Origin of the sequence: Binatus soli (SeqCode) (genome assembly GCF_050015535.1) — a bacterium.
Lineage (GTDB): Bacteria > Desulfobacterota > Binatia > Binatales > Binataceae > Binatus > Binatus soli.
The window spans coordinates 89,666-112,630 of the sequence record NZ_JBEKBF010000011.1 but is presented as its reverse complement, the minus strand read 5'-3'; the positions used below and the strand labels follow the sequence as shown (position 1 = coordinate 112,630).

At 62.0% G+C, this 22,965-nt stretch carries 17 protein-coding genes; 8 read left to right on the top strand and 9 right to left on the bottom strand.

The window, feature by feature from the left end; genetic code table 11:
* The first annotated feature begins 45 nt into the window (after window positions 1-45).
* Window positions 46-921 carry a dienelactone hydrolase family protein gene (locus ABR989_RS10260; RefSeq protein ID WP_428128129.1) on the top strand — a complete coding sequence of 292 codons (876 nt, stop codon included), beginning with the start codon at window positions 46-48 and terminating at the stop codon, window positions 919-921.
* A gap of 35 nt (window positions 922-956) precedes the next feature.
* On the opposite strand, the gene ABR989_RS10255 is transcribed toward ABR989_RS10260, so the two are convergent.
* Entirely contained in the window at window positions 957-2,765 is a 1,809-nt protein-coding gene (locus ABR989_RS10255; RefSeq protein ID WP_428128128.1) for a L,D-transpeptidase family protein, read from the bottom strand.
* 28 nt (window positions 2,766-2,793) lie between these two features.
* On the opposite strand from ABR989_RS10255, the gene ABR989_RS10250 reads away from it, so the two are divergent.
* The 4 genes from ABR989_RS10250 (at window position 2,794) to ABR989_RS10235 (ending at window position 9,869) form a co-directional block, all read left to right on the top strand.
* Window positions 2,794-3,453 carry a hypothetical protein gene (locus tag ABR989_RS10250; protein WP_428128126.1) on the top strand — a complete coding sequence of 220 codons (660 nt, stop codon included), beginning with the start codon at window positions 2,794-2,796 and terminating at the stop codon, window positions 3,451-3,453.
* 281 nt (window positions 3,454-3,734) lie between these two features.
* Complete coding sequence (locus ABR989_RS10245; protein WP_428128124.1) at window positions 3,735-7,187, top strand: carboxyl transferase domain-containing protein; 3,453 nt, start codon at window positions 3,735-3,737, stop codon at window positions 7,185-7,187.
* A gap of 48 nt (window positions 7,188-7,235) precedes the next feature.
* Window positions 7,236-9,419, top strand: a complete 2,184-nt coding sequence (locus tag ABR989_RS10240) for a DUF6311 domain-containing protein (RefSeq protein ID WP_428128122.1) — start codon at window positions 7,236-7,238, stop codon at window positions 9,417-9,419.
* Between the two features lie 87 nt (window positions 9,420-9,506).
* Window positions 9,507-9,869 (top strand): hypothetical protein, encoded by a 363-nt coding sequence (locus ABR989_RS10235; RefSeq protein WP_428128120.1) that lies wholly within the window; start codon window positions 9,507-9,509, stop codon window positions 9,867-9,869.
* Between the two features lie 96 nt (window positions 9,870-9,965).
* Here ABR989_RS10235 and ppk1 read toward each other — a convergent pair whose 3' ends face one another.
* Window positions 9,966-12,263, bottom strand: a complete 2,298-nt coding sequence (ppk1, locus tag ABR989_RS10230) for a polyphosphate kinase 1 (protein WP_428128118.1) — start codon at window positions 12,261-12,263, stop codon at window positions 9,966-9,968.
* 175 nt (window positions 12,264-12,438) lie between these two features.
* Here ppk1 and argE point away from each other — a divergent pair, with 175 nt between their 5' ends.
* Window positions 12,439-13,626, top strand: a complete 1,188-nt coding sequence (argE, locus tag ABR989_RS10225; RefSeq protein WP_428128116.1) for an acetylornithine deacetylase — start codon at window positions 12,439-12,441, stop codon at window positions 13,624-13,626.
* 1 nt (window position 13,627) lies between these two features.
* Here the strand turns inward: argE and ABR989_RS10220 are convergent, their stop codons facing one another.
* The 5 genes from ABR989_RS10220 to ABR989_RS10200 form a co-directional block, all read right to left on the bottom strand.
* A complete protein-coding gene (locus ABR989_RS10220) occupies window positions 13,628-14,356 on the bottom strand; it encodes an energy transducer TonB (protein WP_428128115.1) in 729 nt (242 codons plus the stop codon).
* Between the two features lie 2 nt (window positions 14,357-14,358).
* A complete protein-coding gene (locus ABR989_RS10215) occupies window positions 14,359-14,757 on the bottom strand; it encodes an ExbD/TolR family protein (protein WP_428128113.1) in 399 nt (132 codons plus the stop codon).
* Window positions 14,758-14,782: 25 nt separating this feature from the next.
* Window positions 14,783-15,457, bottom strand: a complete 675-nt coding sequence (locus ABR989_RS10210; protein WP_428128111.1) for a MotA/TolQ/ExbB proton channel family protein — start codon at window positions 15,455-15,457, stop codon at window positions 14,783-14,785.
* A gap of 46 nt (window positions 15,458-15,503) precedes the next feature.
* Window positions 15,504-17,834 (bottom strand): TonB-dependent receptor, encoded by a 2,331-nt coding sequence (locus tag ABR989_RS10205; protein WP_428128110.1) that lies wholly within the window; start codon window positions 17,832-17,834, stop codon window positions 15,504-15,506.
* A gap of 178 nt (window positions 17,835-18,012) precedes the next feature.
* Window positions 18,013-18,348, bottom strand: coding sequence for a hypothetical protein (locus ABR989_RS10200; protein WP_428128108.1), 336 nt, complete (start codon window positions 18,346-18,348; stop codon window positions 18,013-18,015).
* A 177-nt stretch (window positions 18,349-18,525) separates the two neighbouring features.
* On the opposite strand from ABR989_RS10200, the gene ABR989_RS10195 reads away from it, so the two are divergent.
* Entirely contained in the window at window positions 18,526-19,377 is an 852-nt protein-coding gene (locus ABR989_RS10195) for an MBL fold metallo-hydrolase (protein WP_428128106.1), read from the top strand.
* 7 nt (window positions 19,378-19,384) lie between these two features.
* Entirely contained in the window at window positions 19,385-21,172 is a 1,788-nt protein-coding gene (locus tag ABR989_RS10190) for an OPT family oligopeptide transporter (RefSeq protein WP_428128104.1), read from the top strand.
* Window positions 21,173-21,374: 202 nt separating this feature from the next.
* Here the strand turns inward: ABR989_RS10190 and sixA are convergent, their stop codons facing one another.
* Both sixA and ABR989_RS10180 read right to left on the bottom strand, forming a co-directional pair.
* Window positions 21,375-21,875 (bottom strand): phosphohistidine phosphatase SixA, encoded by a 501-nt coding sequence (gene sixA, locus ABR989_RS10185; RefSeq protein WP_428128102.1) that lies wholly within the window; start codon window positions 21,873-21,875, stop codon window positions 21,375-21,377.
* A complete protein-coding gene (locus ABR989_RS10180; RefSeq protein WP_428128100.1) occupies window positions 21,872-22,963 on the bottom strand; it encodes a CHAD domain-containing protein in 1,092 nt (363 codons plus the stop codon). The genes sixA and ABR989_RS10180 overlap by 4 nt, the downstream gene beginning before the upstream one ends.
* Window positions 22,964-22,965: the final 2 nt, after the last annotated feature.

Sequence of the window (22,965 nt, the reverse complement as noted above, 5' to 3'; positions counted from 1 at the left end):
ACAACCGGCCTGACTTTATCCTGGGAACAAGACGGGGAACCAAACATGGATCGAGCGGACGACGCAGGCGTCAAGCGGCCTGCATTGCAAACTCAACTCTCGCGCCGCGCATTCGTGGTGGGAAGTCTCGCGGCCGGTTTCGCGCTGGCGGTGATGCCGGTGTCGGCCGACACGATTACGACCGATAGCAATGGATTGGTCGCCGGTGAGGTCAAGATTCCGGTCGAAGGCGGCGAGATTCCCGCGTACCGCGCGATGCCGGCGAGCGGAGGGCCTTTTCCGACCGTGCTGGTGGTGCACGAGATTTTTGGCGTCCATGAACATATCAAGGACATCTGTCGGCGCCTGGCCAAAATTGGCTACTTCGCGGTGGCGCCGTTGCTCTATTCGCGTGAAGGCGACGTCGCGACTATGAGCGACGTTCAGCAGATCATCGCGGAGGTCGTCGCCAAAGTCCCCGACAAACAGGTTGCCTCCGACCTCGACGCTACCGTGGCATGGGCGAAAAGCACGGGTAAGGCTGATACCGCGAAACTCGGCATCACCGGGTTCTGCTGGGGCGGCCGGCAGGTCTGGCTCTATGCCGCACACAACCCCTCTCTGAAAGCCGGGGTCGCATGGTATGGGCCGTTGCAGCCCGCGGCGGCTGCCATCAGGCCGAAGAATCCGATCGATTTGGTGGATAAGATCAACGCGCCGATTCTCGGTCTCTACGGCGGCGCCGACATGGGAATCCCGGTTGCGCAGATCGAGCAGATGCGCGCCGCGCTCAAGGCGGCGGGCAAGCCGTCAGAAATCGTGATCTATCCAGATACGCCGCACGGCTTTAATGCCGACTATCGTCCCAGCTACAAGCCGGAAGCCGCCAAAGACGGATGGAAGCGGATGCAGGCCTGGTTCAAGGAACACGGCGTAGCCTGAAATATATAATTGCGAGTGACTATTGGAGTGGCTAATCAGCCAGGATATGGATAGCCATTCGCCAGCACCCTGGCCAGCGACGCATCATAGCCGTATATGTCATCGAAGAAGCGGACTTCGCCATCCGGCTCAACTACAGCCGTACTATAGAGAATCAGTACCGGAACAGGCTTGTTGAGATTCACCTGTACGGTGGTATCGCCGTTCATCGTGGCGCGAATTCGATCCACCGTCCACTCAGGCTTGTCGCGCAGCACCCACGCCGCCAGAGCGACCGGATCTTCGACCCGGATGCATCCGTGACTGAAGTCGCGGCGGGACCGCGCGAACAGTTCCTGCTCCGGCGTGCCGTGCATGTACACGTTGTATTGATTGGGGAACATGAACTTGACCAGGCCGAGCGCATTCTTGGGTCCGGGTAGCTGCCGAATACTCAGTGCGCCGGAACGGAGTCCGCTTATGACCTCGTCCGTCGCCGGAGATGACGGAACAACGTTGCCGCTTCCATCTACTACTTCGAATCCATGATCGGCCAGATAATCGGGATCGCGACGCGTCTTTGGGACCAGCTCCGCGCGCTGGATCGACGGCGGAACAAGCCAATACGGGCGGAAGATTAAGTAGCGCATGTTATTCGCGAACACGGGCGTCTGCGTACGCATCGCCCTGCCGACGACTACTCTCATCGTCAGGTAGTGGGCAGGTTGACGGCGCATCGTACGCAGCCGAAATTCGGGAATGTTGACGACGATTGGCGGCTCGGGGAAGTCCGGCGGCACCCAGCGATATCGTTCCAGCGTGAGTTGGAGCTGTTGCACGCGGGTTTTGAGCGGCACGTTCAATTGGGTCACGGTGCCCTTACCCAACACACCGTCGATATCGAGGCCATGGCGCCGCTGGAAATGTTTCACGGCGCCGACGAAGGCGCCGTCGTAAACGGTCGAGTCAGCGGGCGCGTCGGCATTGGATGGAAGGTCGCCGAGCTGACGCAACCGCGCGACCAACTGAGGCATCGACGCAAACGAATTTCCGGGGCGCACGCCCTTTTGCGGCACAGGTATGAGCGGAGCATCACCCGCGCTCGCCATCTTCGAGTAGGTGAGGAGCGCATCTTCGGCTCGCCGATAACCGTCATAAGGCGGTTCGACTTTCGCGATGACCGTGGGAATGTCCGGCGCGGGAAGCACCTGCGTTCTCAGCAGTTCGGCCAAGTCATAGCGTGCGGGTCCGACGACCAGGCCGAACTTGAAGTGTTGAGGGTTGACCCTTCCAGCATGCAGGGCGGAAATGTAGCGCATCGCGCAGACAGTCAGCGCCAGATCGAAATGTGCCAGGTCGGTATCGGCTGCTTTCGGGGCCGACGATTGCAGCCGGTCCAGTCGCGCGTCCCATCGCGAGGCGTCGTAGTCGTCGGGGTCGAGGCCCTTCGACGCGGCATTCTGAAAGAGCAGAATCATCGAGACGGCTTGCGGGCCGGCCCTGCCGTTCTGGATCCAGGCAATCGAATTGCCACCCGAGTCGTAGAATTTTTTTACATCGTCGCGATAGTCGGTAAAATTGGGCCAGCGCAAATCCGGCAGCGTGCCCGCGGCGATCAGAGCACCGAGATCACCCGGGCCTTGCGTCGCGGCGCTGGCGGCTTGTGCCGCGCTCGAGGTTGCCGCGGGAGAGCTGGCGGCGAAGGCCACGCTGGTCGCGGCGGCGCAGCACAGCGATCCGATCAATGCCGCCAACGCTGATTTGAGAATCTTCATGCTCACCTGTCCGTCGCGAACACAGTACATAGGTTGCGCGCCGATTCGCCGCAAGAGCGCGGCGATGAACCTATCAACCCGGATTTCCATTTTCTCAGTGAACTAAGTGAACTATCGGATGAACGTCGGCTCGCAGCAGGCCACTGCCGCCACCGCGAGCGGGCCACAACCGCCAAGACTGGCGCCGAGTTGGTGCTGGAGCGGCTATTGGGCTAAGCTTGGTGCGTTTGCAAAGTCAAAAACGGAAATTCCGGCTAAGAAACTTAGATTTACGCCATTGAGCGCAATAAAAATGGAGAGGAACGATATGAAGTTCTCGATCAGACGTGTCACGGCCTTCGCTGCATCATCGACGATCCTGTTGGCGTTACTTTGCCTGACCGCCGCGCATGCTCAGGATGCCGGCGAACCCGGCACAGTGGAAGCGAAGACTCCGCCGATTACCCAAGTCGCGGGTACTTGGACCGGCACGTACACAGGCGCTAGCAGTTCAGGTTCCCTTGACCTGGTTCTCACTCAGAAGAGCAAAAACATCGGTGGCACATTCAGTGAGACCCCTACTAGTGGTAATACTAAGACGGGAACAGTCACTGGAAAGATTTCCAACGACGACCTCACGCTCGCATTTCACCAAACGACGGGGCACGATTGTACCATCAAGATCCTGGCGACGGTTGACCCTGAAGCGACGCCGCCGACGATGTCGGGCACGTTCCTGAAAGAAAAAAAGGGGAAGCACTGCAATAGCAAGGGAACCTTCGATCTTACAGAGGAGTAGGTCTGGCAGGGTGTTGAAAAGCCCTGAAAGCTTGAAAATGATTCCTATGTTGGTCTCAACAGCCTGATAGGTAGTCCGTGCCTTCCCGCTAATTCATCAAACGCATCGCTTTAGACCGTCTTTACCACGGGATTACATAGGTTGCGCGCCGATTCGCCGCAAGGGCGCGGCGATGAACCTATCAATCGGTTGCGCGGTCGCTTTCGCGCGGCCGGCTCATCATGCTTTAGATACAAATTCAGGCAAAGGATTGAGCGTGCCGAAAAAGAGACGGGAGAAATATGACTCCGAACAGTCTTCTGATCGCCAACCGCGGTGAGATCGCAATTCGCATCATCCGTGCGGCCGCCGAGATGGGCATCCGCACCGTGGCCGTTTTCCCGGCCGACGATTCCACGTCGCTGCACACGCGAAGGGCCGACGAGGCCCGTCGTCTAAGCGGCGTGGGCGCGGCCGCGTACCTCGACGGAGAACAGATTATCGCGGTCGCCAAAGCGGCGGGCTGCGATGCGATCCATCCCGGCTACGGCTTTCTCAGCGAGAACGCCGGCTTTGCGCGGCGATGCGCAACCGAGGGCATCACGTTCGTGGGACCGCGCGCCGAGATACTCGAACTATTCGGCGACAAGGTGCAGACGCGGCGGCTGGCCGAGCGATGCGGCGTGCCGATCCTGCGCGGCAGCTCGGGGCCGACGAGCCTCGATGAAGCGCGGCGCTTTTTTTCGTCGTTGGGTGAGGGCGCTTCGATGATGATCAAAGCGGTGGCAGGCGGCGGCGGCCGCGGCATGCGCGCCGTCTCGCGGATCGAGGAAATCGAGAAAGCATACAAGCGCTGTCAGTCCGAGGCGCGCGCGTCGTTCGGCAACGGCGACGTGTACGTCGAGCAGTTGATGCCGCGCGCACGTCATATAGAAGTGCAGATCATCGGCGACGGCACAGGCGACGTGAGCCACCTCTGGGAGCGCGAATGCAGCATCCAGCGCCGCAATCAGAAGATCGTGGAGATAGCGCCGAGCCCGGGACTGGCGCCGGCGCTTCGCGATCGGCTGACGGCGGCCGCGGTGCGGATGGCGAAGGAGGTGCGCTACGACAACCTCGGCACGTTCGAGTTTCTGGTCAATGGCGACGGGTCCGCGAAGAACGACGAGGCGGGCTTTGCGTTCATCGAGGCCAACCCGCGGCTCCAGGTCGAGCACACCGTCACGGAAGAGGTGACGGGCATCGACCTCGTCAAGCTGCAAATTCAACTGGCGGCAGGCCACTCGATCGCGGAGCTCGGGATGCAACAAGCGGAGATTCCCAAACCGCGCGGGTTCGCGATGCAGGTGCGAATCAACATGGAATCGATGCGCGCCGATGGCAGCGCGAAACCGGCGGGCGGGACGATCACCGCGTTCGAGGCGCCGTCGGGACCGCGCGTGCGGACCGATTCGTTCGGCTACGCGGGATACACGACGAGCCCGAACTTCGATTCGCTGCTCGCCAAGCTCATTGCGCACTCGCACTCGGCGGACTTCGCCGACGTGGTGACGAAAACATATCGCGCGCTATGCGAATTCAGAATCGAGGGCGTGCCGACCAACATTGGATTCCTGCAGAGCCTGCTGCGGCATCCCGAGTTCATCGCGAATCGTGTGTACACGCGGTTCGTCGAGGACAATATCGCGGCGCTGGTCGGCAGCGCAGAATCCGGGCATGAGCGGCTGTTCTTCGAGCCTCCCGCGCCGGCTCCCAGAGCGGGCGCCGAGCGTGCCGGTGCACGGCGGGCAGGAGCAAAGATCGACGCGAACGATCCGCTGGCAGTGCTGCATCATGGCAAATCCGGGAGCAACGCGCCGTCGCCATCGGCGGCTTCCACCACGGTCGTGACACCGCCGGCGCACAACGAAGACATCACGGGGCCTGAGAACACGGTCGCGATCGAGGCGCCGATGCAGGGCACGATCGTTTCCGTCGATGTGAGCGAAGGCGACCGGGTACATCGCGGCCAGCAACTGTTCATCATGGAAGCGATGAAAATGGAGCACGTCATCGCGGCAGATAAGAGCGGAATCGTGCGGCGCATCACGGTGGCCAAGGGCGACGCAATCTTCGAAGGACATCCACTTGCTTTTATCGAGGAGGCCGACGTCGAAACGACGCATCGCGCCGAGGCTCAGGACCTGGACCTGGATCGTGTGCGTCCCGATCTCGCGGAAGTGGTCGAGCGTCATGCGCTTGGACTCGATGCTGCGCGGCCCGACGCGGTCGCGCGCCGGCGCAAGACCGGGCAGCGCACCACTCGCGAAAATATCGACGACCTGTGCGACCCGGGCACCTTCGTCGAGTACGGTCCACTGGTGATTGCGGCGCAGCGGCGGCGGCGCACGATCGAGGACCTGATCAAGAACACGCCGGCCGATGGAATGGTCGCCGGAATCGGACGGGTCAACGGCGACCTGTTCGAGGAATCCAAAGCGCAATGCATCCTCATGTCGTACGATTACACCGTGCTTGCAGGAACGCAGGGGGCACAGAACCATCGCAAGAAAGACAGGATGTTCGAAATCGCGCAGAAGTCGCGCATCCCGGTGGTGTTCTTCACCGAGGGCGGCGGCGGGCGTCCCGGCGATACCGACGGGCTTGGCGTGGCAGGACTCGACTGCATGGCGTTCAACTATTGGGGAAAGTTGAGCGGTTTGGCGCCGCTAGTGGGTATCAACTCCGGCCGGTGCTTCGCCGGCAATGCAGCATTGCTCGGATGCTGCGATGTAGTAATCGCGACCAAGGGATCTAACATCGGGATGGGCGGACCCGCGATGATCGAAGGCGGCGGACTGGGTATTTTTCGACCGGAAGAAGTAGGACCGATGGATGTGCAAGTGGCTAATGGCGTAGTAGACATTGCCGTCGCGGACGAGGCCGAAGCAGTACTAGTGGCCAAGAAGTACCTATCCTACTTCCAGGGAGAGCTTCGCGACTGGGAATGCGCCGACCAGCGTTTGTTGCGCACAATCATTCCCGAGAATCGACTTCGCATTTACGATGTCCGATCGGTCATCGAGACTCTGGCCGATACCGGATCGGTGCTCGAGATACGCCGACAGTTCGGCCCCGGGATGGTGACGGCGCTGATCAGGATCGAAGGACGTCCGGTCGGACTGATCGCCAACAACCCGGTCCATCTCGCGGGCGCAATTGACAGCAACGGCGCCGACAAGGCCGCGCGGTTCATGCAGCTTTGCGACGCGTTCGACATTCCGCTGGTGTTCCTGTGCGACACTCCCGGCATCATGGTCGGCCCGGAGGTGGAGAAGACGGCGCTGGTGCGGCATGCGGCGCGGATGTTCGTGACCGGCGCGAACATCAGTGTGCCGTTTTTTACGATCGTGCTGCGCAAGGGCTATGGACTGGGTGCGCAGGCGATGGCGGGCGGCAGCTTCAAGGCGCCATTTTTCACGGTCGCGTGGCCGACAGGAGAGTTTGGCGGAATGGGGCTGGAGGGAGCGGTGAAGCTCGGCTATCGCAACGAGCTCGCCGCGGTCGAGGAGCCGGAGAAGCGCAAAGAACTGTTCGATGAAATGGTGGAGCGGATGTATCGCCACGGGAAAGCGGTGAACACCGCGTCGCACTTCGAGATCGACGACGTCATCGATCCGCTCGACTCGCGCAAATGGATCGTCGCGGGTCTGCGATCGACGCCGCCAAAGGCGCCGCGCACCGGCAAGAAGCGACCCAACGTCGATACCTGGTGACAGGGCGCCGCACCGCATATTGGAATGCTGCTTGCGCGAGCGCGATCGATGCTGAATCATCGGGCGATGAGTGTGACCGAGGCGGAGCTCATCCCCGCGATCACCGCCGGCGAGGGCCCCAAGTCGCGCCCGCTCGCAGGTGCATTGGGCGCGTTCGTCGTCTATCAGGCATCGTCAATATTTTTCTACGGGCGCGACCTGATTTTCCGAATGACGCAGCTCAACGCGGGCAATCGGCTCGATCCGCAATTCTTCATCTGGTGTTTCCAATGGTGGCCGTACGCGATTGCGCATCGCCTTGACGCGTTCCATCCGCGGATTATCTGGGCGCCCGAGGGCATTGACCTTGCATGGGTCACCAGCGTACCGCTGCTGAGCGTCGCCGCCGCGCCGCTCACGATGCGGTTCGGACCGGTGGTCTCCTTCAATCTCGCCAACCTGCTGATGCCGGCGTTGACGGCACTGAGCGCCTTTGTGCTCGCGCGCCGAGTCGTTAAGCGGACCTGGCCTGCGATGCTCGGCGGGTTCCTGTTCGGCTTCTCGCCCTACATGATCGGCCATCAAGCCGCAGGCCATCTGGTGCTGACCGCGGCATTTCTGGTACCCGTCGTGGTGTATCTCGCGATCCTCCGGCTGGACGAAGAAATCGGCCGTGCGGGATTCGTTGTCGCGCTTGCGGCGACGCTGGTTTGCCAGTTCCTGATCAGTCTGGAAGTTTTTGCGGTGATCGTGATGTTCGGCGCGACCGCGCTGCTGGTGGCTTACTTGACGATTCCCGCCGGTACGGATCGCATCCGCAGCCTCGCGATACTTTCCGCGATCGCGCTCGCTGTGTCGGCCGTCGCGCTGACGCCATATTTGTATCGCGCCCTCCTCGCGAGCGGCCTGTCATCGCATCCGGTCTGGAAGACGACTCCGTTCGGTACCGATTTGCTCGAAATGTTCATCCCTACGGCCACTCTAGCGTTGGGAGGTCTGCCGCCGCTCGCCGCGATTTCCTCTCGCTACTCGCACGGAGCTATTAACAACGGCGCATACCTGGGCCTGCCGCTGGTCATCATTGTGGTGTGGTTCCTCAAATCGCGATGGAACCGGCCCCAAACGCGCTTTCTGGCGATCATGCTCGCGATCGTTTACGCCGCGTCGTACGGCTCGAGGCTTCACATCGCCGGTCACGAGCTGTTCGGGATGCCGTGGAAGCTGGCGTCGCGGATGCCTCTGATCAACAGTGCGTTTCCAGTCCGCTTCACACTCTACATCTATCTGATCGTTGCGCTAATCACGTCGCAGTGGATCTCGCAGTGGCGCGCGCATCGCGCCGTGAAAGCCGCGGCGGTTGCGTTAATCGTGCTATTCATGCTTCCGAACCCGCACGGCTCGCAATGGGTTCATGAGCTCGACACACCCGAATTTTTCGGCTCAGGGTCGTACCGCAATCATCTTGCGCCGGGCGAAACCATTCTCGTGTTGCCATACGGAGAGATGGGCAGCTCGATGTACTGGCAGGCGGCGACGAGGTTGTATTTCGGGATCGCTGAAGGATGGTCCGGGCCGAACCCAAAGCCGTTTCTTGCGTGGCCGATCGTCGGCGCTTTTCTTGACGGCGGCGAGATTCCCGATGCGCCCGCGCAGCTCAACGCCTTCATGGCGACGCACGGTGTAACAGCCGTGGTCTTTCGGCAGCAGGATCCGTCAGCCGCCTCGTTTCGTGCGTTGCTTGAATCAAGCGGAGCCAAACTTCAGGCGATCGACGACGTGGTGCTCGCGCGTCCTGACCCCGCCGTACTCGAGCGGCTGCGCGGCGCAAGCGCCCTCGAGATGGAATGCCGGCTCGACGACGCTCGATTCGCGGCGCTGCTCGATGCGACGGATCGATATCTCGCCAATGGCCGGCCCCCCACTGCCCTTTCTCCCTTTCGGGCGCAACAACTGGGCCTGCTGCCGCCCGGATGGGTAAGCAATAACGACGGCGTCTATTCGTCGGAAGGTCTGTGGCTGGCGCCGTGGAACAAAGGCCGCGTCAGCGTCGGCGTGCGAGCCTCGTATGCATGCGTTCAGCGACTGGTCGCGCGTTTTGGCGCGGGAGCCGCGGAGACCTACTTTCCATATCCGCGCCCGCTCGAGTCTCACCCGACGGGCGACCTTTTCCAGCGTAAACTGGTGATGGTCTTTACGCGCGAGGCGCTCGCGCATGCCGCCGCCAGCGCCCGCGTTGGCTTGCCGGCGCCGTGATTCCCGCTTCGGCCAATCGCGTGTTTATGTTCCTGACGGCACGCTCGCAATTTTTGCATTTCAAGCGAGGAGCACTAAGCTGAAAATATGAACCGTATATCGACTCTGTTGATCGCAGTTGCGCTTCCCGTCGCTTTCGCCGCCCCAGCGATCGCGCAGGAAGGAAAAACGCTGGGCACCGTCGTCAACGGAAATACCACGACCACGTTCAAGGCCGCCGACACTCGCGATATCGACACGCAAAAGCTCAAGACCTGGAACGCTTTCGCGGCCGGGCATCCGAAGGTCGCAAGCGAGCTCGCCCGCAAGCCCGCGCTGATCAATGACGACGCCTATGCGAAGAAGCATCCGCAACTCGGCGCGTTCTTCTCGGCGCATCCGGATGTTCGCCAGGCGATGGTGGCGAATCCCGGCAACTACGTTGCGATTCCGCCGCGTCCCGGCGAATAGCCGCGCTCGCTCCGTAGTCTTATTCGATCGGGCAGCCGGCAGCCGAGGGGGCGGGGTCGGATCAGAAAAACGAACTCACTGGACGCAGAGGTCGCGTCACTCGCCGTTCCTTTCTCGTACCGTGCGGCGGGCGAAGCCTTTGGAGCGGCGCTTCTTGACCTTGGTCGCTTCCGTCTGTCGCGTCTCCGCGAAATCTATCATCGCCTGCTGGCAGGCCGGAGATGCGTCCGCGGCAGCGGTCCTGACGTAGGCGCCGTCGGCCAGCATTTCCCACTGGCATCGATTGGGCCGCAGCTGGAGGTCGAGCACGAAGCGCAACTCCTTGCGCAGTTGAGGGTCCTCGACCGGCGCGACAACTTCGACGCGACTTTCCAGATTGCGCTTCATGCAATCGGCAGAGCCGATGAGATAATCCTCCGCTCCGCCATTGCGAAAATAATAGATGCGGCCGTGCTCGAGGAACCGGCCAACAATGCTCACCACGCGCGCGTTTTCAGACAGCCCCGGGATTCCCGGGCGCAGCCTGCAGGTGTCACGGACTATCAGGTCGACCTTCACGCCCGCCTGCGAGGCGCGATAAAGAGCCCGCGTTATGTCCACGTCCTCGAGCGCGTTTATCTTGAACTGAATCAGCCCGGGTGATGCGGCCGAATTGAGCTTGATTTCGCGCTCGATTCGCGCCAACAGCGCGCGCTTGAGCACGGTCGGAGCCGGCAGGATCTTGCGATAGCGACGATCCGGCATATAGCCGGTCGTCAGGTAGTTGAAGAACTCGGTCAGGTCTTCACCGATAGTACCATCGCAAGTCAGTAGTCCGTAGTCGACATAAAATCTCGCCGTCCCGGGATGATAGTTGCCGGTGCCGATGTGTGCGTAACGGCGCAGACCGTTGTAGTCCTGGCGAATAACCAGGATTACCTTGCTGTGAGTCTTCAGACCCACGACGCCATAGGTTACGTGAATTCCGAATTCTTCGAGCCTGGTCGCAAACTGGATGTTCGCAGCTTCGTCGAAGCGCGCCTTCAACTCGACCACCACCGCCACCTGCTTGCCGTTGCGCGCCGCGTCGCACAGATAGCCGATGATTTTCGAATCAGGCGAGGTCCGATACAGAGTCATCTTGATCGCGCGGACCTTCGGGTCGTCCGCGGCTTCGCGCAAAAACCGCTCCACCGACGTCGAGAACGACTCGTACGGATGCAGCAGCAGGAACGGACCGGAGTCGCGAATGACGTGGAAGATGCTGCGCCCGACGGTGAGGCGCGGATGATCCACCGGATGATGCGGCGGATCGTGCAGCGCAGGCGTGTCGATCGCCGCAAGCTCTCCCAAGTCGCGCATCGAGAGCATCCCGTCCACTTCGAACACGTCGGCGCGTTCGTCCAGTCCAAGTTCAGCGGCCAGCATTCCGCGATGCACCGGATTAATTCCGGTCAGCACTTCGAGCCGCACGATCGGCGCGAAACGGCGGTCGCGCAGCTCGGATTCGATCAGAGCCAGCAAGTCGTCGGCCTCGTCCTCGTCGCGCTCCGTGTTGGCGTTGCGCGTGACGCGGAAAAGCTCGTACGAGTCGATCAGCATCGAGGGAAACAGCAGATCGAGATTGTTCGCGACGACGTCCTCGAGCCGGACAAAATCACTTTGATTGCCGACCCGCAGAAAGCGCGGGATTCCGAAACCTATCGGCACTTTCACCCGCGCCATCACAGTGTCCGAGTCGTTCTGATAACGCGCCGTGACCAGCAGGTTGAGCGACAGATTCGAGACGAACGGGAACGGGTGCGCAGGATCCATCGCCTGCGGCGTCACCAGCGGGAAAATGTTCTTGTAGTAATACTCGCGAATCGACTTGCGCTCGTCGGCCGAGAGGCTGGCGTACAGACGCACGCGAATGCCGTAGTTCTCGAGCTGACTGAGAATTCGCGGACCAAGCTCGCGCTGTCGCTGCTCGAGCTCGCGCACCACCAGGTAACACTCCGCGATCTGTTGTTGCGGCGTGCGCCCGTCAACGGTCAGCTCGTGCATCCCCGCGACGACCTGCTGCTTCAGGCCGCCGATGCGCTTCATGAAGAACTCGTCGAGGTTGGATGCGGTGATCGCGAGAAACTTGAGCCGTTCGAGCAGCGGATTTCGTTCGTCTTCCGCTTCATGCAGAACGCGTCGATTGAACGCGAGCCAGGTGAGCTCGCGATTGAGGAACAGGTCGGGCGAGGTAAGCTCCTTGTCGATTCGCGGCGGCGGCGCCTTCTCGACCGCCGAAACCGACCCGTCAACAATAGTAGCCACTGTAGTAGCCACTGCCGACGGATCGCCCGGTCCTCCATTTTGAGACGCCGGCGCATCCGCAACGGTCGTCGCGGCAACTACCGCGGGAGTATCCGCCTGATTCCCCATATGCTCATCCGGTCCCATTCTGCCCCAAACATTCTAGCCGCCCGCGCGGTCTATTGCCTATCCCAGTCCCCGCCGAGAAATACGTGAGTATTTCCGCGGCGTTATAGCATGTTGATTTGTTGTTGACGTGTCGATTGTGCGATTCTTCTGACTGGTTTTTCGCCCCGGTGGCAGCATGAATGATTATTTGTATGAAGTCGCACGCCGGCTCGTCGCGTTCGACACGGTCAGCGCAAAAAGCGATCTCGACGCGATGGAATACATCGCAGCCGAGCTCGGACCGCGGGGATTCAAAACCGCGCTTCAACCGGTCGAGTTGTTCGGAGTGTCGCAGGCCAACCTGGTCGCATGGGTTGGACCGCCGCGCGCCGACGGCCTGATAATTTCAGGACACGTGGACACCGTCCCCTACGACGGACAGCCAGGATGGGAGCGGGAGCCACTCAAGCTCGAACCGGCGGGCGACCGAATTTATGGCCGCGGCGCCACCGACATGAAAGGATTCATCGCGCAATGCCTCGACGCGGCGCGCACCCTCGATTCAGCCCGGCTCAAACGCCCCTTGGTATTCGTGTTCACCGCGAGCGAGGAAGTCGGTTGTCTCGGTGCTCATAGCGTCGCGCCGGCGCTCAAACAAATTTTAGGCGACACGCCGGTCCCGCGGCTGGCGTGGATTGGCGAGCCGACCTCGTACGCAGTGTGTCACGCGCACAAGAGCATCGTTGCATTCGGCGTAAGCGTCCGCGGCATCGGCGGCCATAGCGGCGCACCGGCCAGGGGCGTCAACGCGATTGCCGTGATGGCGCGCGTGATCGACACGATCGGCCGTTTTCAGCAAGAGCTAGCGGCGCGCCGGCCTGCTCAATATGCGGCGATTTTTCCCGACGCGCCGTGCGACGTGCTGAATTTTGGAACGGTGCAGGGCGGAATCGCACTCAACATGATCGCCGAGGAATGCAAGCTGCGCATCAGCTATCGCACGCTGCCTGACGCCGATCCGCTCGACGTTTACCGTGAGATCGGGCGCCAGCTCGACGCGCTCGACGGCCACGACTATGCAGGCCGCGAGCACCGCGCGAAAATTGAAGTCGGGCTTTTGAACGTCGTGCCGAGTCTCGACTCGCCGCGCGGGACGGCTCTGGAAGCCGCGCTGTTCGACGTCACCGGGGCAAATACCTCCGGCGGCGCGGTTTACGCCACCGACGGCGGATGGTTCACCGGCTCGGGGATCACGTCGCTCATCTGCGGTCCCGGCGATCTCGAGCAGGCGCATCAGCCCAACGAGCACATCCGCCGCGACGCCTTCGAACGCGGCCCGGCGATGATCCACAAAGTGATCGAACGCCTGTGCTGCGCCGCGTGATTCACTGAACTGAGATAGGTATTCGAACTTCGAACGACGATTCGATCGCGACGCCGTTGTGCACCGCGGGGAAGAACTTCCACTGCTTGAGCGTGTCGAGTATCACCTGGTTGAGGCGCGGACTCGAGGTCGGCTTTTCAAGCGTCACCTCGCTGGCGCCGTCGAACGATACTTTGAAGCGCGCGACCGCCTCGGTCTGGATCGCATCCTCGCGCAGATCGTCGGGTATCACCGGCGTCGGCGCGTAAGCCGCCCGCGCACCCACCGTATCGCTGCCGATTCCGCCGCCCGATCCTCCGCCCGTTTCCGAACCGCCGCTCTCCCCCGCGGCTCCGGCACCCGGAGCTTCCTCGACTCCCGGGGCATTCGTCGGTTTTTCGGTGCCGTACTCAGAGCGAATCACCGGCGCCATCGGCGCAGTCTTCTTCACGTGCGTCGCCGGATGGGGTTTGACGATCGGTTCGGACTTTGGATGAGGAATCGCCGGCGCCGCGGGATGAATCGCTCCACCTCCGCCCTGCAGCCCGCCGACTTCCCGCGGTATCTCGACCAGGCGCGCCTCGATCGGCGTCAACTCCTCGCGCGGCGCCGTCGTGCGCATCAGGATGAGCGAAAATCCGCTCAGCAGAATCGCCCAAACTGCGATCGCGGCCGGGATAATCCACAGCAGGCGCCGCGCCGGCTCGTCCAACTCGGGCGGTCGCATCGCGATGCGGGCTGCATCGGTCATGGTTAGTGCTTCACGGCAATCAGAAATTTCTCGACGCCCGCGCGCCGCGCCTGAATCATCGCCTGCACTACCGTCCCCTCCGCCGCATCGCTGTCCGCGTTAACCAGCACGGCCAGGTCATTCGTTTTGAGCAGCGGTTTGAGCACGAACGCCAGTTGCTCGAGCGTGGCCGGCGTCTTGTCGATGAAAATATGATTGTCGCGCGTGACGGTCAGCGTGATCGGCTCGCGATTCTGCAGCGATTCGGCCTCACCCTTGGGCAGATTGACCGCGATCGAGTTGAGACTCTGCATCGACAGCGACGCCAGCATGAACGTCACCAGCAGAAAGAACATCACGTCGATCATCGGGATGATTTCGATTCGCCCGTGCCGAAAATTGCGCGCTCTTTGCAGTTTCATCGCATCTCCGCCGCCCTGCGCGCGCTCATCGCGCCACCGCCGCCGGGCGCGGGCCAACCGCGGACTCGCCGCCTCCTTCCTGGTCGAGCCGTATATGATCGACGAGCCGCGAGCCCAGCCGCTCCATCGTGTCGAGCGATTGCGATTGCATCCGGGAAAAGAGGTTGAATGCGAACAGCGCGAGCACCGCGATCAGCAGACCGAGCGCCGTGGCAATCAGCGCCTGCGCCACTCCGGCGGTTACTTGCGTCGGCGCGACCAGCGTTGACGCTCCGATCACGTTGAACGACTGCATCATGCCCGTGATGGTGCCGAGCAGACCGAGCAGCGGCGCCGCGGTCACGATCGTCTCGAGCACCCAGAGTCCGCGTGCGAGCGTCTTTTCGATCCGGCCGGCCTCATCGCCGGCTCTCGATTCGACCCACCACGCGGGCTTGTTGCGATTGTCGGCGATCACTTGAAGGAAGCGTCCGTAGGCGTTGCGCGGGCCGAGTACGCCCAACTGCTTCTCGAGTTCGACCCACGAAAATCCGAACGTCTCGACCAGTTCTGCAAGTTCCGCCGGCAGCCGCAGGCATCGCGCATAGAGCACGGCCCGGTCGATGATGATCGCGATTGCGAGAACGCCCAGCGCCAGCAGCGGATACACCATCGCGCCGCCGAATTTGATCGCGTTCCACGCTACAAATAGTTCCTGCATTAATCAGTTCTCCTTACGATCTGACGCCCGGCACCCGGGTTGCGTTTCATGGCGCCTGCACGCCGGCGGGTTTTGTGAATGGAAGTTCCCATTTTATCCCGCCGTATAACGCCCGGCGAGGGCCGTATTGATCGGCAAACACGCCGACACCGGTGCCGTTTCGAACCAGGTAAGTGTGGTCGGCGAGATTCACGATCGCGGTGCGAAATTCGAGCACGCCTCGATTGTCGGGTAGCGGTACGCGCTTGCTGATGCCCGCATCGACCTGGACATAGAACGGCAGGTTCCCGGTATTCGCGAATCCGCTTCTAAGTCCGCTTCCGTAAATCCCATCGATGCTGAACGCGAATCCATGCCAGTTGTAAACGACTCCGGCGGAATTGGTGAACGTCTGGTCGTGATCCAGAAAGACATAATGACTATTGATGTAGCTAAGCTCGGCGGGCGTGAAGTTGAATTGCCCCGATTCCACCTGCGTACCCTGCGCGACGCTATAGGCGAAGTTCTCGTAGGCGTAGATATTTTCGTGAGTGTACGAACTCGTGAACTCGACTCCCCAAACGCGCCCCTTTGCGTAGTTGAATGTTTCGAAGATGAGCGCCGGCCCGAACTGTCCCTCGTCGATAAGATCGGCGGCCTTCTTGTAATAGGAATCGATGCCGACGTTCAGTCCGGGAATGACCTCTTGCGTAGCTCCCACATCAAACAAATGGTCGCGCTCGACCGTCGGCGTGCCGTTGCCCTTCGAAGGAGGCGCCCCTGTAGTGCCTTCGAGCTGCTTGATATCGCTGACCAGCACCAGTTCGGTTTCAGGGGGCGTCATCTGGCGGGCATAGCCGGCGTGCAGAGTAGTGCCCTTGAACGGAGTGTACACCAGCGCAACGCGGGGACTGGCCTGGTCCGCTCGCACCAGGCCGTCGTACAGGTCGAAGCGGACGCCGTAATTCAACGTCAATTTTTCCGCCAGCTTCCATTCGTCCTGGATGTAGCCGCTGTAAATCCAGGTTTGCAGCGCGAGGTCGTCAACGAACGAGATCGGTGTGGTCTCAGGCACTCCGCCCACGATTTTGAATGTTGACTCATGATTGTCGATCTCGGCGCGCTCGGCGTCGAAATACCCGCCGAGTCGAAAAGTGTGATCGGCAACTCCGTGGTAAGCCGTGTCGATCTGAAAACCGTTGCCCCAGTCGCTGCGAAAAACCCTCGACGCGGCGCCGTTATAGATCAGGTCGCCCGTGTGGTCCGGATTGAAAGTAACCGCCGAGTAACGGCTGAACGGCGCGATCTGGTAATCGAAATCCGATCCAATGACTCCCTGCAGCGCCAGCACGTTGAAGTAGTTTTGCTCGAACTGGTTGTCGCGGACTTTCGCCGACGGATAGACGGGCACCCCTGCCAGCACGAACACCTGCGGCTGATTCGGGTTCGCGGGAATCTGAAAGTGATTGATCGCGGTCCCCGTGATCAAGCTCAGCCGCATCGTGGAATTTAGAAAGTACGAGAAGTATCCGAAGCCGGCGCCCTGGTTGCTCGTGTCGTGAATCGCCGTGGGTCCGGGCGTCGGCGGCTCGACTCCGCGATCAGTGCCGAGATATTGGCCCGTCACGAAGTAGCTGAAGTTGCCCTTCGATCCGCCGTACTCGAAACTCGGCTGCGTGGTCCCGCGCTGCCCGCCGTAGAAATCAACGTCGGCCAGGTTGTCGAGCAGCCCGTCTTTGGTCTTGATATCGACGATTCCTGCCGTTCGCAGGCCGAACTGCGCCGGCAGCACACCCGTCAGCAGGCTGATCGAGTTGGCGAAGCGCGGACTAAGCACCTGCCCGAAACCGGTGATGCCTTCGGGAAGCTGGACCCCATTTATCCGGTACTGAAGATTGGCGTGGTCTCCGCGCACGTGGATCTGTCCGTACGAATCCTGCGCGACGCCCGGCGCCTGCAGTATCACCTGGTTCAGAGGCGTGTTCGCGCCCTGCGGCAATTGCTGGATCGCCTGCTCGCTGAACGTGTATTTGCTGCCGCCCGTGTCCGGCGACAAAGAGTTGCGCGCCTTGTTCAGCCGCGTCGCAGCGACCTTGAGGCTAACCTCCTTTTCGGCTTCCATCGCGAGCACCAATGGCGCGGCGCCCTTCGTCGAGACCGTCACGATCTCCGTCGCCGTCTTGAATCCTTCCTTGGTCGCCACGACCGCATAGGCGCCGCGCGCCCCCACGCTTAACGAAAATTCACCCGCATCGTTGCTCGAAGAATGAGCCACAACCCGCCCGTTGGAGGCCTGCAGCCGGATCGCCGCTTGCTTGATCGGTCTGCCGAGCGCGTCTTTCACCACGCCCGTGATTCGATATTTCGTGGTCGTCGAGGTTTTCAAATTAGCCGCCACCGCGGCCGTGCAAATAGCCAGCTGAATCAGGAACCCGGCAACCGAGATCCATAAAAATAAATTCCTTCGCATCGCAACCTCTCATAACGTTCAAGATCCTCCCGCGCTTTCCGGACGCGAGTGGCGCCGCGCGAACTGATCGCGCGCACCCTGACAATCGGATGGGTGGAAAAGGGGCTTAGAGCGATACGGGCGGAGCGCGCACGCGCGCAGCCGAGAAGACCGGCGACTCGGATCGGATTGGCGCGGCGATGAATATCGTCCCGGCTATCGCCGGTCCGCGCGTGACGGTCGCCGCCGATGCAACCGAGCCCGGCGAATGCAACGCGAGTTGACAAACGGGACAGCGTCCCTCGTCAGCACTGAGCGCGGCGGTTACGACCCTGTCGCGCGAAACGGCGCCCTCATGAAAATGAGCCGCGCCAATCGCCTGCGACACGAGTATTAGCGCCGCGCCAAAGATCGCGATCGCGCGCGCCGCCGCTCGGCCGCCTTTGTGAAACCTGGATAGCATCGGATCTTGCCCGGCACGGATGACTGCCGCCGGACTCTATCTCGGGTCAAGCGTGCCGTTTGACAACCAGATATGTCAAGCGCCCCCCGCTCTCCCCCCTTCCCCCTGCTGAAACATCCCACGTTTGGCGAAACTCCAAAAATACGGCTAAGTTGGCTGCGAGACAGGAGGATCGGCATGAACCAGTTCAACGTCGGCGACGTCAAGATAACCCGGATCATCGAAAGCGAGGCGCCATGGCCGGGCACCTTCATCATGCCCGACGCCACCCGCGAGAATGCCCTGAAAGAAGCCGACTGGCTCTATCCCACCTTCTCCGACGAAAAGGGCAACCTCCGCATGAGCATCCACGCGTTGGTGGTTGAATCGCAGGGCAAGCGCATCATCGTCGATACCTGCATCGGCAACGACAAGGTTCGTTCGAACCCGGTGTGGAGCAATCTGAAGCTGCCGTTTCTGAGCGACCTGGGAAAAGCGGGTCACACGCGCGACCAGATCGATCGCGTCATCTGTACGCATCTGCACGTGGACCACGTGGGGTGGAATACGATGCTCAAGGACGGCAAGTGGGTGCCGACGTTCCCCAACGCCCGCTACCTGATCGGCGGCACCGAGTGGGATTACTGGTCGAAGTTCGACGGCAAGGACATGCGCGATCCGGTCGAGGATTCGGTGCGTCCGATTGTTGACACAGGGATGGCCGATCTGATCGACTCGAACTTTCGCGTCACCGACGAAGTATGGCTCGAGCCGACGCCGGGCCACACTCCCGGACATCACAGCGTGCGGATTTCGTCGAAAGGGCGGGAAGCCGTGATCACCGGCGATCTGATGCATCATCCGATTCAATGCCGATATCCCGAATGGGACGACTTGTTCGATTCCGACGGCGCGATGGCGAAGAAGACGCGACGCGCGTTCTGCGAGAAGTACGCAGACACCAACGTCGTCGTTTTCGGGACGCATTTTGCCACGCCATCGGCGGGAAAGATCGTGAAGAAGGGCGACTCGTTCAGATTCACGGCCTGAGCCAGGCGTGCAGCGCGACATTCCAGAGCCGTCCCCGGCGCCGCGCGAGCTGACGGGTCGCGGTATCGCGCTCGGCATCGCCTTGGCGCTGATCCTCGGCGCGGCAAACGCCTATCTGGGCCTGTACGCGGGCCTGACCGTATCCGCGAGCATCCCGGCCGCCGTGATCTCGATGGCAATTCTGCGGATTCTCGGCGGCTCGACGATCCTCGAGAACAACGTGGTGCAAACGATCGCATCGGCGGGCGAGGCGGTCGCGGCCGGCGCGATCTTCACGTTTCCGGCGCTGGTGATTCTGGGCGGCGTGAGAGCGCTGCCGTACGTCGAGGTGACGGCGCTATGCGTCGTTGGCGCGACGATGGGCGCACTGATGGTTGTGTTCCTGCGCCGCGCGTACATCGTCGAGGAGCGGCTGCCGTTTCCCGAAGGGGTAGCGTGCGCGCAGGTGCTTCGCGCCGGTGATGCACAGGCAAATGTTCGCCCCCTCGTAGCAGGCGGTTTGATCTCGGCGGCTCTCAAAGCGCTTCAGGACGTCGCCGGAATTATTCCGGGCGCAGTCTCGGGCGCGCGATGGGTCGGCAGCGCGGCGGTGGCCGGGTCGCTCGATATTTCGGCGGCGCTGCTCGGCATCGGTTATATAGTAGGAATCAGGATCGCAGCGCTGGTATTCGCCGGCGGAGCATTCGCGTGGCTGGTCGCGATTCCGGTGCTCACGGCGTTTCATCCCGGGCACGGGACTGGCGACGCCGCCGCGACCGCGTCGCAACTGTGGAGCAGCCAGGTGCGCTATCTCGGGGTCGGTGCGATGCTCACCGGTGGAGTCGTAACACTATGGCGGTTGCGCACCCGCATCGCGTCCGCGATCGTTGACAGCATCCGGATCGTGCGGTCGACGCAGGCAGCCGTCGCGACCGCCCGCGAGGACACCGATCTTCCGGCGCGCGCGGTGCTGACCGCGGTGGCGCTTTGCGTTCCGGTTATCTTCGCCATCTGCCTGGGGCTGAGCGGGCAGGTCGCGCTCAGCGCGGCGCTGGCAGTTATCCTGACGTTGATCTGTTTTTTCGCGACGGCGATCGCCGGCTATCTGACCGGAATAGTCGGCGCGTCGAACAATCCCGTCTCGGGCGTCACGGTGATTGTGTTGCTCGCCGTGGCGCTGTTTCTGAAATTGGCCGGCGTGTCACAAAGCGTCGGACCGCAACTGGCGATTCTTTCGGGCGCGATCGTGTGCACGGCGGCTGCGATGGCGGGTGATTCCACTCACGACCTAGCGACCGGTTATCACGTCGGCGCAACGCCGCGCTCGCTCGAAATCGGCGTGCTGGTCGGCGCGATCGCATCGTCATTCGTAATGGCGCCGATTCTGAATCTGCTGATCGCCGGCTACGGAATAGCAGGCACTGCGACCGCGCGAGCCGGCGCGCTTGCCGCTCCGCAAGCGTTTCTGATGGCGAAAGTTACGCAGGGAGTTTTTCACGGCGGATTGCCGCTGGGAACCATAGCAGCGGGCGCCGCACTCGCGGCGATTCTCGGATTCAGCGATCGCTATCTGGAACGGATCGGATCGAAGTGGCGCACGCCGATCATGCCCGCCGCGATCGGTCTCTACCTTCCGTTGGGACTCAGCGTAACGATTTTTATCGGCGCACTCGCGCACTCGCTTTTTGGACCCGAAGATGCGGCCGAGAGCGGTCCTGGTATTCTGCTGGCGGCCGGTCTGGTGGCGGGCGAGGCGCTGATGGGCGTTGCGAGCGGCGCGATGGTCACGGCGGGAGTCAGGCTGCCGATCTTCTGATCTGACTTAGCCGAGCGACTGGTATCTAAGCCTCGCCGGCGCGGCCACGGCAGCGCTGCACTCCGGCACGCCCCCCCTCTCCGAACTTGCCGCTGCCATTGCCGTCAAATTGATGGGGCATGCTCCCCGCTCGGGCATGCTGGCCGGACGGAGTCGAATCTCGCATGTTCGCTCCTGCAAGCGCCACGGAGAGAGCGTTCAACTATTTGCGCATCTGGCGCAATTGCCGATGGGTTAGCATCCAGCGCAGCTCGCCGCCGCCACGTTCAAAGCGCGGGGCCAGGTCCATCGCGATACATCCCCCGGTCTTCAACTTCAGATGAGTGACATCGCCTGCGCCGGTCAGCAGAATCGACGCGATGGCGCTCAGTTGCGGCTCGTGTCCGACGATCATCACCTCGCCATACTTTGCAAATGCGCGCAGCGCGGCCACCGCGTCGGCGGGCGCCACACCGGTCGCGAGTGCGGGCAGCACCTGCGGCGGCGGAGTATTTTCGTAGGCCGCTGAGACAATCTCGGCGGTTTCCGCGGCGCGCGCGAGCGGACTGGTCAGAATCACATCAAACTTCAGACCCATCGCGCGCAGACCGGCGGCCGCTCCGCGCATTTTTTCCTTCGAACGTTCCGTGAGCTTGCGCGCGCCGTCGTCGCCGCTCGATGCGGCCTCTTCGGCCGTCGCGTGACGCAGAATATAGAGCATCATGGGATTGTTTCCGTGGCAGATTGTGAGTTTATCGAATTGTGATTGGACTGCGGTGCGTCCTCGATCTCACGGCGCGCGATTTGCGATTGATTCAGTAGATCAGATTCGCTCGCATCCGCAGCCGGCGCGGGCGCGCTCACGGGCATCACCGCCAATCTGCCGGCGCGTCGAATTTCCGCGAGCGTATCGCGCATCGCGTCGGAGCGCTCGAACCGCCGCCACGCTCTCATGCATCGCCGGCGCAGTTTACTTTCGCGGCCAGCCAACGACTGAATCAACGCGCCGGCCGCGAGCAGGGTCCTGGGCGGCGCGGCGGATGTCTCGGCATACGACAACAGCCAGGCGGATGCCACCGTGACGTCGTGATAAAGCCCGAGCAATTCCTGGAGCGCCTCGAGCCGCGCCAGGGTCTTTTTATGGCGCTTGGCGCCCAGCGGCGCGATCATCTCGAGCTCGTAGCGCAGCCGCTTGACCCGAACGCGGAGCTTGTGGAAAACCAGCGTCGGGGCGTCGCCGGCAAGTTTTCTGCCAAGACGTGCTGCACTGTGCGTAGCCGGCCTGATCAATTGGGCGGCGACGGGCCCGAGCATCCGGTCGCCGCCGATTTTCTTGATCGCCGGCCGCGACAGTTTCGCGATCAAGTTCCGATAGCGCTTCGACGCGAGCAGATGATACAGCTTCGCGTGCTCGGACTTGCGCCGTTCGTCGAGCGCCGCGATCATCGGAGCGATCGCGGCTTTCAAATTGGGATCGATTTTGGCGGCGCGAGCGCCGATCAACGCCGCCGTCACGTCACATTCGCGGACGGCGCCGGCCTGAGCGCCGAACCACGGAATGTCGCGCCGGTAGATCTTGAGCTGCGGGGCGTAGATGACGCTCGAGAACAATTCGATCGACGCGCGCAGGCGCCGCGACGCGACGCGAAGTTGATGCAGCGGCTCCTCCGCGCCGGCCTCGGCCGCGTTCTGATGCCACAACAGCGATTCAGCCCCGAACGCGATCGCTTTGCGCGCGGCGTCGGCGACGGTTTCGCTCGGGAAAAGCGTCAGCCTGCGTGGCGGCGCATCGGAGCGCGAGGCTTCTGCCACGG